This is a genomic window from Xanthomonas melonis, from assembly GCF_020783655.1.
Lineage (GTDB): Bacteria > Pseudomonadota > Gammaproteobacteria > Xanthomonadales > Xanthomonadaceae > Xanthomonas > Xanthomonas melonis.
Window position 1 is genome coordinate 124,231 of the sequence record NZ_JAJGQH010000003.1, and the last position, 13,689, is coordinate 137,919.

Here is a 13,689-nt window from a genome sequence, read left to right on the forward strand (position 1 = left end):
CGAAGATCCTCGAGAGAAACGCACGCAATGAATGAGATGCAACGCCAGGCACGGCTTCGCCAGTTGGCACAGGAAATCTGGGAGGCCGAAGGCCGTCCCGACGGACATGCGGACCGCCATTGGGCGATGGCCGAGCGGCTGGTGGACGCCGAGGAGCGGGCTGCCGAGCAGGCCACCGAGCAGGTGGTCACGCCGATCACTGCACGCCAGTAACGTGGCTTCTGCCACCTTTCAGCCCAGTCTGCCGGGTGATCCGGCGTGCCCCCGAACGGCGTACGCCCGCGTCGTCCCACAGCGCGAATCGCGTGCCTGATGTCACCGTACCGAGGAGTTACCGATGGCCACCCGCAAGTTCACCCAGCGCTCGCGTATCCGCGAAGGCCGTCCCAACCCGCTCGGTGCGACCTGGGACGGCCTGGGCGTCAATTTCGCACTGTACTCGCGCAATGCCACACGCGTGGAGCTGTGCCTGTTCGACGAGCGTGGCCGCGAACAGGAACGCATCGCGCTGCCCGAGTACACCGACGAAGTCTGGCACGGCTATCTGCCCGACGCGCGCCCCGGGCAGCTCTATGGCTATCGCGTGCACGGTCCCTACGCGCCGTATGCAGGGCATCGCTTCAATCCCAACAAGCTGCTGCTGGATCCGTACGCCAAGCAGATCGTCGGCGAGCTGAAATGGGCGCCGCATCTGTTCGGCTACACCATCGGCCACCGCGACAAGGACCTGAGCTTCGACCGGCGCGACAGCGCCGCGTTCATGCCCAAATCGGCGGTGATCGATCCGGCCTTCACCTGGGGCCAGGATCGCCCGCCGCAGACGCCGTGGAACCGCACGGTGATCTACGAAGCCCACGTGCGTGGGCTGAGCATGCTGCATCCGGCGGTGCCGCCGGAAAATCGCGGCACCTTCTCGGCATTGAAGACCGATGAACTGATCGACCACATCAGCTCGTTGGGCGTCACTGCGGTGGAACTGCTGCCCGTGCACGCCTTCGTCGACGATCAATATCTGCTGGAAAAAGGCCTGCGCAATTATTGGGGCTACAACACGCTGGGGTTCTTCGCTCCGCAGGCGCGTTACATGTCCACGCGCACGGTGGCCGAATTCAAGCAGATGGTGGCGCGCCTGCACCATGCCGGGCTGGAAGTGCTGCTGGACGTGGTCTACAACCACACCGCCGAGGGCAACGAGCTCGGCCCCACGCTGTCGTTCAAGGGCATCGACAACGCCAGCTACTATCGTCTGGCCGACGATCGACGTTTCTACATCAACGACACCGGTACCGGAAACACCTTCGACCTGACCAATGTCGGCGCGCTGCGCATGGTGATGGATTCGCTGCGCTACTGGGTGCAGGAAATGCACGTGGACGGTTTCCGTTTCGATCTGGCCAGCATCCTGGGCCGCGAACGGTATGGCTTCGATCCGTCGGGCAGCTTCCTGGACGCAGTGCGCCAGGATCCGGTGCTGAGCCAGACCAAGCTCATCGCCGAGCCGTGGGACATCGGCCCGGGCGGCTATCAGGTCGGCAACTTCCCACCCGGCTGGATGGAATGGAACGACAAGTTCCGCGACAACGTGCGCGCGTTCTGGCGCGGCGATGCCGGACAGCTCGCCGAGCTGGCCACCCGACTCACCGGTTCTGCGGATCTGTTCAACCGTAGCGGCCGGCGTCCCACTGCCTCGGTCAACTTCGTCACTGCGCATGACGGCTTCACCCTGCGCGATCTGGTGAGTTACGAAAGCAAGCACAACATGGCCAACGGCGAGGATGGCCGCGACGGCAGCGACCACAACATTTCGGCCAACTACGGGGTGGAGGGAGACACCAACGATCCGGCCATCAAACAGCTGCGCCGTCAGCAGATGCGCAATCTGCTGGCCACGCTGCTGCTGTCGCAGGGCACCCCGATGCTGCTGGCCGGCGATGAGTTCGGCCATAGCCAGAACGGCAACAACAATGCGTACTGCCAGGACAATGCGCTGACCTGGATCGACTGGACGGCGGCCACCAAGGCCGCCGCCGCCGACCAGGCCGCGTTCGTGCGGCGGCTGATCCGTGTACGGCAGCGCTACCCGCTGCTGCACCGCGCGCGATTCTTCGACGGCAAGTTCGACGACGCCTTGGGCCTGAAGGACCTCACCTGGCTGGCGCCCAGCGGCGTGGAGATGGACGAGGCCGCCTGGCACGACCCGGAGGCTCGCGCGCTGATGCTGCGCCTGGATGGCCGCTCGCCCACCACCGGCCTGCGCGAGATCGCCGCCAACGTCACCTTGCTGATGCTGATCAATGCCGCGTCCACCAGTGTTTCCTTCACTCTGCCGGCGATGCACGACGAACACTGGCGCGTGCTGGTCGATACCGCACGCCATGGCGGGCGCGTGGTTGCCGGCGGCAGTGAATGGAAGGCGCCCGCGCATTCGCTGACGCTGCTGGCGGTGGAGCGCGACCGCATCGCCAGCAGTGCGCGCATCGTCTCCGAAGGGGCGCGCTGATGGCGAGGATGGCCTGATGGACGTATTACTGGCAGGTGCGACCGGATTGGTCGGCAAGCATGTGCTGCAGCAACTGTTGGCCGATGCACGCTGCACCGGCGTGGTGGCGATCACGCGCCGGCCGCTGCCGCAGATGCATCCCAAGTTGCGCAACCAGGTGGTCGACTTCGAACGGCTGCCACAGTGGACCGCACCGCGCATGGAAGCGGCCATCTGCGCCCTGGGCAGCACCATGAAGCAGGCCGGCTCGCGCGAAGCGTTCTATCGTATCGACCACGATTACCCGATGGCGATCGCGCATGCGGCCTGCGCGCAGGGCACCTCGGTGTTCGTTCTCAATTCCGCAGCAGGCGCCAACGCGCAATCGCGCATCTTCTACAACCGCGTCAAAGGCGAGCTGGAGCGCGATCTGCGCGCCGTCGGCTTCCCCTCGCTGACCTTCGTGCGGCCCGGCCTGATCGGCGGCGAACGCGAAGAGCGCCGCACCGGCGAACACATCGGCAGCCTCGTGCTGGGCGCACTGGGGCCGTTGCTGCCGCGGCGCTTTCGCATCAACCCGGCAGAGCGTGTTGCTGCGGCAATGGTATCCGCCGCGCTCGCGCCGGCGCGTGGCGAGCATAGCGTTGAGGCTGCAGAGCTGGCGGGCTAATGATCGCAGGAGCGCGCCCGAGCGCGATAGGGCGTTACTGCTAGAGGTTCGCCGCACGCAGGCACGCTCCTGTGGGTGGGTATGGACTGCGGCACTTTCGCTGGTACCGCTCCCCCTAAACGCCCAGCGATTGCCCGCCATCCACCGCCAGCACTTGCCCGGTGATCCAGCGCGCCCGCGATGAAGCGAGAAACAGCGCGGCGTCGGCCACGTGCTGCACCTGCCCGAAGCCACCGAACGGGATGCTGTCGCGGATGCGTGCATATAACTCTGGTTCCTCACGACTGCGCCTGTCCCACAGGCCGTCGGGGAACTCTATCGATCCGGGCGAGAGTGCATTGACGCGGATACGTTCGCGCGCCAACTCTGCGGCCAGGGTGGTGGTGTAGTAATTCAGCGCGGCCTTGGCGGTGGAATAGGCGATCGCGCGTGGTGTCGGGCGTTGCGCGTTGATCGAGCTGATGTTGATGATCACCGCGTCGCTGCTCTGGCGCAGATACGGCAAGGCAGCCCGGTTGCAGCGCACCGCTGCCATCAGGTCCACATCCAACCCCGCCTGCCAGCTTGCATCGTCGTTGCCGTGTCCAAAACCGGAGGCATTGTTGATCACCACATCCAGGCCACCCAATGCCTGCGCGGCGGCCTGCACGTAGCGTTCGATCTGTGCGGCATCGGCCAGGTCGCAGGGCAGGGTATGCACCGGCGCACCTTGCGCAGCCAGCGCGTGGGCCGCCTGCGCCAGACCGTCGGGGCTGCGTGCGCAGATCGACACCTGCGCGCCATCGCGCACGAAGGCTTCGGCGATCGCCAGGCCAATGCCGCGGCTGCCGCCGGCAATCAGGACGCGTCGCGGAGGAGATGCGGAGTCGGACATGACGGAGACCGGAGAGTAGAAACCCGCATTATCGGACAGCGGGCGCTGCATGACGCACTGCTATCGGACCTAGTGGGGTAGGCAAGTGCGTGGCGCCGCAGCAGGAAGTTCCACGCTGCAGCAGCGCCGGCACGAGCGGCAGGTGCAGCCTCAGGTGGCGTCTTCAGGCGCGAAACACGAACGCCCAGGCTAGTGGCAGGCCAGGCCGGAGCGACAACGGAAGCCTGCGACGCAGCCGATGGCGAAGCGTCTTCCAAGCCCGGCAGCAGGCCTCACCGGGTGGGCGTCCGCAGCAGCTCCCTGAGCCGGCACGCATGCCTGCTTCGGCACCGGTTGCCGGATAGCGAGGACGTCCAGAGTGCGCTGCGCAGCGGCGCCCGTACTGGATGCCTGCGTCTGCGATCTGGCCCATCGGTTGCGGTGGCGGCTGCTGTCATCTGGCCGTCATAGGCGCCAAGCGCTGCTTGCCCCGTAAGCCTCATCGCCGCTGGCGATCAGCTCATGCCTTTCTGATTGCTCCTCGCTAACCAATTGTTTACACATCGGCTGCGCGCTGCGGGCACAACGTGCGGGTCATTCAGTGGGAGTTGCACATGGAAACCCATATCACCGTCATCGGTGCCGGCTTCTGCGGCACCGCGCTGGTCCGTGCGCTGGCGCAGACGGCCGATGCGCAGGTGCGCATCACGTTGGTGGGCGTGGCCGACACCTTCGGCAGCGGCATTGCCTACGGCGCGGCGCGGCCGGAGCATCTGCTCAACGTGCGCGCCAAGGACCTTGGCATCGACGCCCAGGCGCCGGGTGCGTTCGCCGATACCTTGCATCTGGGCGAGAGCGGGCGATTGGAATTCCTGCCGCGCCTCGCCTATGGCGACTACCTGCGCAGCGAACTCGATGCAGCGGTGAGTGGTGCGCAGGCATCGATCGTGCGCCTGTCGCAGGAAGCGGTGGCGGTGGAGCGTGTGCGCAAGGGATTTCGCGTGTTTCTCGCCAACGGCGATGCCTTCCACAGCGATCGCGTGGTGCTGGCGGTCGGCGGGTTGCAACCGCAGGCGCTGGCGGGTATCGGCCCGCGTTTGAGCGTGCATCCCCGCTACATCGGCTGGCCATGGCAGGGCGATGCGTTGGCACGGCTGTCGCCGGATGACGACGTGTTGATCGTCGGTGCGGGTCTGACCATGGTGGATGTGGCGCTGAGCCTGCATGCGCGCGGACATCGGGGCCGCATGCTGGCGATCTCCCGGCGCGGGCTGGCGCCGCAGGCGCATCTGCGCCAGCCTGGCGCATCGTTGGAGCTGCCGCCGCATCTGCAGCGTGCGCTCAAGGATGCCGATCTGCGCGGACTGTTGCGCGGCGTACGCCAGCTCAGCGCGGTAGTGGACGACTGGAGGCGCGTGGTGGATGCGTTACGCCCGCATCTGCAGCCGCTGTGGCAGCGTCTGGAGCTGTCGCAACGCGCGCGGTTCCTGCGCCACCTGCGCCCGTACTGGGAAGTCGTGCGGCATCGCGTTGCGCCGGGTGCGGCCGAACAGCTGGCGCACTTGCAGGTCACCGGCCAGCTGGAGGTTGTTGCAGCGCGCTTGCTGCGGGCGCGCTGGGTGCCCGATGGCGTGGAAGCGGTGATCCGCGCACGCGGCGCAGCCGATGCGCAGACCTTGCGGTTCGATGCGGTGATTCGTGCCACCGGCCTGGATACCGATATCGATCGCACCAGCGATCCGTTGATCGCCGGTATGCGCGAAGCCGGCCTGTTGCGCGCCGATCCATTGGGATTGGGTGTGGATACCGATGCGCATCTGCGTGTGCGCGACGGCACCGGGCAGATCGTGCCAGGGCTGTATTGCGTGGGACCGCTGCTGCGTGGACGCTACTGGGAAATCACCGCCGTGCCCGAATTGCGCGTGGCCACGCGCTCGCTGGCCGAACGGCTGTTGCTGGGCGCAACGCCGGCCTTACAGCCGGAACCCGAGCACGTCCCGCGCGAAGTCAACGGGCGCTCGTAAGGCGGGGATGTGTTTCGCCCTCGTCGTTGGTGTGCGTACCCGCACGTGTCCGCCGACCTGGTGTGACGTCACTTCCTCAGTGACGCTGCGCATCGACATGCACGCTGGCCGTATCGACCAAGTGCAGAGCGGCTCTGCGCATGCAGGCATGGTCAAAACTGTGCACCCGTGCACGCGCCTTGTCGAACAGCGCAAACATGCGGCGTGATGCGTAGTGCAGCGCGTGGCATTGGGAAGGGTTGGGTCATGGTGTTTGCGCTGGGCATCTCTGATGTCCAGCGCGCTTGATTCCCTCGTCTGCCTGGAGTCTGCCATGCCCCGTCTTGCGCCCGCTCTCCTTGCCGCTGCGCTATGTGCCAGCGCCCTGCCTGCGATGGCCAGCGAATCGCTCAAGTCGCGTGCCGATGTCATTGCCGCACTGGAGGCCGGCTACGATGTCAGCCTGACCACCGATCTCAGCCGCTGCACGCCCGAACAGGGCACCCCGGAAAGCCGGACGCGAGGCGGCCGTCATATCGAGGCCTACCGCATCACCGAGGACGGCACGGCCGCGTTCTCCGGCTCGCACTTCACCGTAGCCAACGACGGCAAGCCGATCCAGCAGTTCATGCGCTACCAGCTGCGCCCGGACGGCAGCGTGCGCTTTACCACCTACATGTACGATCTGCCGGCACTGCAGCAACGCGGGCCGATGCTGGCGTATCAATGCACGATCAATCAGGGCATTCGTTTTCATGCCGATTGATTGCGGTCAACGCGCTACGCGCTACCTGCGTTGGAAGCTCGAAGTTGTGCATCGAAGTTGCACGTGTCGAAGTTGTACGTTCGGACTTGCGATGTTGTAGCGAGACGTGGCATGGCGACGCTCGTGGGGTAATGACAAGGTGCGCAAGCAATCCAGGCTCCGCACATACCCTCATCCGCCCCTGCGGGGCACCTTCTCCCGGCGGGAGAAGGGATGTCTTTTCACTGTGCGGGGGAGTGCGCGCAGCCGGAGCCCCTCTCCTGCGGGAGAGGGGTTGGGGTGAGGGTACGGGGCGAAGCCACACGTGCTCTACCGCTATTGCTATTGCCGCTGCACCGCCACCGCCTCATTGCCTCCAGTCTGCCAGCCACCACCCAATGCCCTGAACGTCGCCACCGCACTGCGCGCAGCCTCGGTGCGCGCCTGCACCTGCGCGTCGGAGGCGCGCAGCAGGCTGTCGTCGGCGTTGAGCACTTCGATCAGGCTGATGGTGCCTTTTTCGTAGGCCAGTGCCGAGGCGTCGCGCGCCTTGCCCAGCGCCTCGACACCCTGCGTCAGCACATGGGCCTGTTGCTCGCGTTTGACCAGCGCGGTGAAGGCGTTTTCCACATCTTCGGTAGCGCGCAAGACGGCCAGGCGGTAGGCGGCCAACTGCTCGGCTTCCTGGCCCTTGGCCTGGGCGATCTGCGCGTTGATGCGGCCGAAGTCGAACAGCCGCCAACGCAGCCCCAGCGCCGCGGACGCCTGGGCGGCATCACCGGAGAACAGGTGGGCGCCGGAGATCGCCGTGGCGCTGCCGAGCAGGCCGCTCAATGAGAACTTGGGGTAGTACTCGGACATCGCGACGCCGATGCGCGCATTGGCAGCAGCCAGGCGGCGCTCGGCGACGATCAGGTCGGGCCGGCGGCGCAGCAGGTCGGCCGGCGAGCCGCTATCGGCGATCTGCGGCGCCGCCGGGATGGGTTTGCTGGCCGCCAGCTCTTTGCGGTGAGTGCCGGGCGCCACGCCCAGCATCACATCCAGCGCGTTCATGGCCGCCACCAGCCCGGCCTCTAGCCCGGGCACCGTGGCCTGCGCCTGGGCCAGTGCACCCCGGGCCTGCTGCAGTTGCAGTTCGGCCGCCAAGCCCTTGCCGTGCAGCAGCGTCACCATCGACACCAGACCTTGCTGGGTGGCGATCTGGCGTTGGGCCACGTCCAGCCGGGCCTGCAGGCCGCGGATGCTGATGTAGATGTCGGCGGTCTGCGCGGCGACCGCCAGGCGCGTGGCTGCTGCGCTGGCGTCGGTGGCCTGGTAGTCGGCCAGTGCGGCCTGGCGCCCACGCCGCAGCCCGCCGAACAGGTCCAGCTCCCAGCTGGCGCCCAGGTTGGCGTCGTAGAGGCTGGCGTAGCGATCGAAGTTGGGGGTGCTGTCGAGCACCTGCCCCAGCGGGGTCTCCAGCGACTGGTAGGCACGCGTCGCGCTGCCGGTGATGTTGCCGGAAGGCAGCAGCGCGGCGGTGGCGGCGGTCAGCCCGGCGCGGGCCTGGGTCACCCGCGCGGTGGCCTGCGCCAGGTCCAGGTTCTGCGCCAGTGCGGCGGTGACGTAGCGGCTCAGGTCCGGGTCGCCAAAACCGCTCCACCAGGTTGCTAGATCTGAATGGCCGCTCGCGGGGCGCGCGGCGACCTCGGCCTGGCCAACGAAGCGGTCGGGGAGCGGGGCGTCCGGACGGGTGTAGTCGGGACCGACCGCGCAGCCCGTCGCGAGGCTGACGGCAACGAACACTGCAAGGAGGCGGAGTGACGGCATGACGGGACCGGAGCGCTGAAAGATTGGTGACTATAGTATGGAATGGTCACTTTTGTAAGTCGACGGTGACGGCGCTAAGCTGTCGGCATGAGCAAAGCATCCAGTTACCCGGTATCGGGCCGTGGGCCGGCCGATCACGACGTGCGCGACCAGATCGTGGCCGCGGCCACCGAGCATTTCAGTCGCTACGGCTACGAGAAGACCGCCGTGTCCGATCTGGCCAAGGCGATCGGCTTTTCCAAGGCCTATATCTACAAGTTCTTCGAATCCAAGCAGGCCATCGGCGAGATGATCTGCACCCACTGCCTGCGCGAGATCGAGCAGGAGGTGCAGGCCGCCGTGGCAGAGGCGGAGCTGCCGGCAGAGAAGCTGCGGCGCATGTTCAAGGTGGTGATCGAGGCCAGCCTTCGGCTGTTCTCGCGTGAGCGCAAGCTGTACGAAATTGCCACCTCTGCGGCCGTGGAGCGCTGGCAGTCGGTGGTCGCCTATGAGGCGCGCCTGCAGAAACTGCTGCAGGACATCCTGCAGCAGGGGCGTGCCAGCGGCGACTTCGAACGTAAGACGCCGCTGGACGAAGCCAGTGCTGCCATCTATCTGGTCATGCGCCCGTACATCAATCCATTGCTGCTGCAGCACAGCCTGGAACATGCCGACGAAGTGCCTGCGCTGTTGTCCGGGGTCGTGCTACGGAGCCTCTCGCCGTAAGAAAGTCGCTGGTGACTATTGACGTAATTAGTCACAAGTCCCAGGATGCGAGCCTTCACCAGATCGCTCCGGGATTCCCATGCTTCGGCACCGCCTTGTTGTCAGCTCCGTTCTGAGTGTCCTGCCGCTGGTATTGAGTGCCTGCGGCGGAACGGCACAGCCTGATCCACGTACTGCCACCCCGCTGGTGCGGGTGGCCACGGTCGGCGATGCCGTCGCGGCGGCGCGCAGTTTTTCCGGCACCGTCGCGGCGCGGGTCCAGAGCGACCTGGGCTTCCGGGTGGCAGGCAAGGTGTCCGAGCGGCTGGTCGATGCCGGCCAGAGCGTCAAGCGTGGCCAGCCGCTGATGCGCATCGACCCGGTGGATCTGCAACTGGCTGCACGTGCGCAGCAGGACGCGGTGGCCGCCGCGCGCGCGCGCGCGCAGCAGGCCGCCGACGATGAAGCCCGGTACCGCGATCTGCGCGGGACCGGGGCCATCTCGGCCTCGGCCTACGATCAGATCAAGGCGGCCGCCGATGCGGCCAAGGCACAGTTGAGCGCTGCGCAGGCCCAGGCCGACGTGGCGCGCAACGCCAACCGCTACTCCGACCTGCTGGCCGATGCCGACGGCGTGGTGATGGAGACGCTGGTCGAGCCGGGCCAAGTGGTCGCGGCCGGACAGCCGGTGGTGCGGCTTGCGCACGCCGGTCCGCGCGAGGCGGTCATCCAGTTGCCGGAGACGCTGCGCCCGAAGCTCGGATCGGTGGCCCAGGCCACGCTGTTCGGCAACGCCGCCGTCCGCGTGCCGGCCACCTTGCGCCAGCTGTCCGAGAGCGCGGACCGGCTGACCCGCACCTTCGAGGCACGCTACGTGCTCGACGGCGCGCTCGGGCAGGCGCCGCTCGGCACCACGGTCAGTCTCCGCGTTGCCGACGGCGCCGTATCGGGCCCCCGGGCGGGCGTGCAGGTGCCGCTGGCTGCCTTGTTCGACGCCGGCAAGGGGCCGGGCGTGTGGGTGATTGCCGGCAACCCGGCCAAGGTGAGCTGGCGGCCGGTGACCGTGCTCGGCCTGGAAGACGACCACGCCAATGTCGCCGGCACGCTGGCGCGCGGCGAGCGCATCGTGGCCCTGGGAGCGCATCTGCTGCGCGAGGGTAAGCAGGTGCGCATCGCCGGTGCCGGCAGCACTGCCACGACGGCTGGTACCGCCAAGGCGGCAGGAGCGCAGCCGTGAGCGAGGGCCGCTTCAATCTCTCGGCGCTCGCGGTGCGCGAGCGCTCCATTACGCTGTTTCTGATCTTCCTGATTTCGCTGGCCGGCCTGGTGGCGTTTCTCAAGCTCGGGCGTGCCGAAGACCCGGCCTTCACCATCAAGGTGATGACGATCGTGACCGCCTGGCCGGGTGCCACGCCGCAGGAAATGCAGGACCAGGTTGCCGAAAAGCTCGAAAAGCGCATGCAGGAGCTGCGCTGGTATGACCGCACCGAAACCTATACGCGCCCCGGTCTTGCGTTCACCACGCTGACCTTGATGGACAGCACGCCGCCCGGTGAGGTGCAGGAGCAGTTCTACCAGGCGCGCAAGAAGGCCGGCGATGAAGTGGCCAACCTGCCGGCCGGGGTGATGGGGCCGCTGATCAACGACGAATATGCCGACGTCACCTTTGCGCTGTTCGCGCTGAAGGTCAAGGGCGAGCCGCAGCGCTTGCTGGCACGCGATGCCGAGACCCTGCGCCAGCGCATCCTGCATGTGCCGGGCGTCAAGAAGGTCAACATCATCGGCGAGCAGCCCGAGCGCATCTTCGTGGAGTTCTCGCACGAGCGCCTTGCCACGCTGGGTGTCAGTCCGCAGGACGTGTTTGCCGCACTCAACGCACAGAACGCCCTGAATGCCGCCGGGTCGGTGGAAACGCGTGGCCCGCAGGTGTTCATTCGGCTCGATGGCGCGCTCGACAGCCTGCAGAAGATCCGCGACACCCCACTGGTGGTGCAGGGCCGCACCTTGAAGCTGTCGGACATCGCCACCGTCAAACGCGGCTACGAAGATCCGTCCACCTTCATGATTCGCAGTGGGGGCGAACCGGCGCTGTTGCTGGGCATCATCATGCGCGATGGATGGAACGGGCTGGATCTGGGCAAAGCGTTGGACAGCGAAGTGGGCGCGATCAATGCCGAGTTGCCGCTGGGCATGAGCCTGAGCAAGGTCACCGACCAGGCGGTCAACATCGACGCGTCGGTCGGCGAGTTCATGACCAAGTTCTTCGTCGCGCTGCTGGTGGTGATGCTGGTGTGCTTCGTCAGCATGGGCTGGCGCGTGGGCATCGTGGTGGCGGCCGCGGTGCCGCTGACGCTGGCAGCAGTGTTCGTGGTGATGCTGGCCACCGGCAAGAATTTCGACCGCATCACGCTGGGATCGCTGATCCTGGCGCTGGGTTTGCTGGTGGACGACGCCATCATCGCGATCGAGATGATGGTGGTGAAGATGGAAGAAGGCTATGGCCGCGTTGCCGCATCGGCCTATGCGTGGAGCCATACCGCCGCGCCGATGCTGTCCGGCACCCTGGTGACGGCGGTGGGCTTCATGCCGAACGGGTTTGCCGCTTCCACCGCCGGCGAATACACCAGCAACATGTTCTGGATCGTAGGCATCGCGCTGATCGTGTCGTGGGTGGTGGCGGTGGTGTTCACGCCCTATCTGGGCGTGAAGATGCTGCCCGAGATGAAGAAGGTCGAAGGCGGCCACGCGGCGATGTACGACACGCCGCGCTACAACCGCTTCCGCGATGCGCTGGGCCGCGTGATTGCCCGCAAATGGCTGGTGGCCGGTTCGGTGGTGGGCCTGTTCGTGCTGGCGATCGTCGGCATGGGCATCGTCAAGAAGCAGTTCTTCCCGATCTCCGATCGCCCTGAAGTGCTGGTGGAAGTGCAGCTGCCGTACGGCACCTCGATCACCCAGACCAGTGCGGCGGCCGCCAAGGTGGAAGCCTGGCTGTCCAGGCAGAAGGAAGCAAAGATCGTGACCGCGTACATCGGTCAGGGTGCGCCGCGCTTCTTCCTGGCGATGGGCCCGGAACTGCCGGACCCTTCGTTCGCCAAGATCGTGGTGCGTACCGACGACCAGCACGAGCGCGATGCGCTGAAGCTGCGCTTGCGTGAGGCGATCGCGCAAGGCCTGGCACCGGAAGCGCGCGTACGCGTGACGCAATTGACCTTCGGCCCGTACTCGCGCTTCCCGGTCGCCTACCGGGTGAGCGGTCCCGACCCGCAGGTGCTGCGTGGCATCGCTGCGCAGGTCGAGCAGGTCATGCAGAACAGCCCGATGCTGCGCACCGTCAATACCGACTGGGGCGTGCGCACACCGACGCTGCATTTCAGCCTGGACCAGGACCGCCTGCAGGCGGTGGGGCTGACCTCGGCCGCCGTTGCCCAGCAGTTGCAGTTCCTGCTCAGCGGTGTGCCGATCACGCTGGTGCGTGAAGATATCCGCAGCGTGCAGGTGGTCGCCCGTTCGGCCGGTGACGCACGGCTTGATCCGGCGCGTATCGCCGACTTCACCCTGGCCGGCGGCAATGGCCAACGCGTGCCGTTGTCGCAGGTGGGCAAGGTGGATGTGCGCATGGAAGAGCCGGTCATGCGTCGCCGTGATCGGGTGCCGACGATCACGGTCGGTGGCGATGTCGACGACCAGCTGCAGCCGCCGGATGTCTCGGCGGCGATCACCAAGCAGCTGCAGCCGATCATCGACAAATTGCCTGGCGGGTATCAGATCAAGCAGGCGGGCTCCATCGAGGAATCCGGCAAGGCCACCACCGCGATGCTGCCGCTGTTCCCGATCATGCTGGCGGCCACCTTGCTCATCATCATCCTGCAGGTGCGTTCGATCTCGGCGATGGTGATGGTGTTTCTGACCAGCCCGCTCGGCCTGATCGGCGTGGTGCCGACCCTGATCCTGTTCCAGCAGCCGTTCGGCATCAATGCGCTGGTGGGCTTGATTGCACTGTCGGGCATCCTGATGCGCAACACGCTGATCCTGATCGGGCAGATCCACCACAACCAAGCCGAAGGGCTGGACCCGTTCCATGCGTTGGTGGAAGCCACCGTGCAGCGTGCGCGACCGGTGATCCTGACCGCACTGGCGGCGATCCTGGCCTTCATTCCGCTGACCCACTCGGTGTTCTGGGGAACGCTGGCCTACACGCTGATCGGCGGCACCCTGGCCGGCACCATCCTGACCCTGGTGTTCCTGCCGGCCATGTATTCGATCTGGTTCAAGATCCGGCCCGATGGCGGCAGCGCCCCGGCGGTTGCGCAGCACGTCTGAGCATGAGCGGCAACGGCAGCCACGCCGCCGTTGCCGCCAGCCGTGGCACACGTTCGTTGATTGCTTCTCCCCGAGCGCAGCCGTCCGCTGCGCATCTGATCGTATCCCCTCTCTTTCAAAGGA

11 protein-coding genes are annotated in these 13,689 nt (G+C 66.5%); 8 read left to right on the forward strand and 3 right to left on the reverse strand.

What is annotated here, in order from left to right; genetic code table 11:
- Nucleotides 1-27: 27 nt before the first annotated feature.
- From LL964_RS03970 to LL964_RS03980, 3 genes are all read left to right on the forward strand, one after another.
- Nucleotides 28-213: a DUF2934 domain-containing protein gene (locus LL964_RS03970; protein ID WP_104586185.1), complete on the forward strand. Its 186-nt coding sequence runs from the start codon at nucleotides 28-30 to the stop codon at nucleotides 211-213.
- Nucleotides 214-337: 124 nt separating this feature from the next.
- On the forward strand, nucleotides 338-2,500 hold the full coding sequence (glgX, locus tag LL964_RS03975) for a glycogen debranching protein GlgX (protein WP_104586184.1): 2,163 nt from the start codon (nucleotides 338-340) through the stop codon (nucleotides 2,498-2,500).
- A 16-nt stretch (nucleotides 2,501-2,516) separates the two neighbouring features.
- Nucleotides 2,517-3,149 carry an NAD(P)H-binding protein gene (locus LL964_RS03980; protein WP_104586182.1) on the forward strand — a complete coding sequence of 211 codons (633 nt, stop codon included), beginning with the start codon at nucleotides 2,517-2,519 and terminating at the stop codon, nucleotides 3,147-3,149.
- A 115-nt stretch (nucleotides 3,150-3,264) separates the two neighbouring features.
- Here the strand turns inward: LL964_RS03980 and LL964_RS03985 are convergent, their stop codons facing one another.
- Nucleotides 3,265-4,023, reverse strand: coding sequence for an SDR family NAD(P)-dependent oxidoreductase (locus LL964_RS03985; RefSeq protein WP_104586478.1), 759 nt, complete (start codon nucleotides 4,021-4,023; stop codon nucleotides 3,265-3,267).
- A gap of 593 nt (nucleotides 4,024-4,616) precedes the next feature.
- On the opposite strand from LL964_RS03985, the gene LL964_RS03990 reads away from it, so the two are divergent.
- Nucleotides 4,617-6,026, forward strand: a complete 1,410-nt coding sequence (locus tag LL964_RS03990) for an FAD/NAD(P)-binding protein (protein WP_167395228.1) — start codon at nucleotides 4,617-4,619, stop codon at nucleotides 6,024-6,026.
- Nucleotides 6,027-6,102: 76 nt separating this feature from the next.
- Here LL964_RS03990 and LL964_RS20060 read toward each other — a convergent pair whose 3' ends face one another.
- On the reverse strand, nucleotides 6,103-6,225 hold the full coding sequence (locus LL964_RS20060) for a hypothetical protein (RefSeq protein WP_255626111.1): 123 nt from the start codon (nucleotides 6,223-6,225) through the stop codon (nucleotides 6,103-6,105).
- 114 nt (nucleotides 6,226-6,339) lie between these two features.
- Here LL964_RS20060 and LL964_RS03995 point away from each other — a divergent pair, with 114 nt between their 5' ends.
- Nucleotides 6,340-6,771, forward strand: a complete 432-nt coding sequence (locus LL964_RS03995; RefSeq protein WP_104586173.1) for a VirK family protein — start codon at nucleotides 6,340-6,342, stop codon at nucleotides 6,769-6,771.
- Nucleotides 6,772-7,092: 321 nt separating this feature from the next.
- Here LL964_RS03995 and LL964_RS04000 read toward each other — a convergent pair whose 3' ends face one another.
- Nucleotides 7,093-8,559, reverse strand: coding sequence for an efflux transporter outer membrane subunit (locus LL964_RS04000; protein WP_104586171.1), 1,467 nt, complete (start codon nucleotides 8,557-8,559; stop codon nucleotides 7,093-7,095).
- Between the two features lie 87 nt (nucleotides 8,560-8,646).
- Between LL964_RS04000 and LL964_RS04005 the strand changes: the two genes are divergently transcribed.
- From LL964_RS04005 to LL964_RS04015, 3 genes are all read left to right on the forward strand, one after another.
- Complete coding sequence (locus LL964_RS04005; RefSeq protein WP_104586169.1) at nucleotides 8,647-9,264, forward strand: TetR/AcrR family transcriptional regulator; 618 nt, start codon at nucleotides 8,647-8,649, stop codon at nucleotides 9,262-9,264.
- 79 nt (nucleotides 9,265-9,343) lie between these two features.
- Nucleotides 9,344-10,480: an efflux RND transporter periplasmic adaptor subunit gene (locus LL964_RS04010; protein ID WP_104586167.1), complete on the forward strand. Its 1,137-nt coding sequence runs from the start codon at nucleotides 9,344-9,346 to the stop codon at nucleotides 10,478-10,480.
- Nucleotides 10,477-13,566 carry an efflux RND transporter permease subunit gene (locus LL964_RS04015; protein ID WP_104586165.1) on the forward strand — a complete coding sequence of 1,030 codons (3,090 nt, stop codon included), beginning with the start codon at nucleotides 10,477-10,479 and terminating at the stop codon, nucleotides 13,564-13,566. The genes LL964_RS04010 and LL964_RS04015 overlap by 4 nt, the downstream gene beginning before the upstream one ends.
- Nucleotides 13,567-13,689 lie beyond the last annotated feature (123 nt).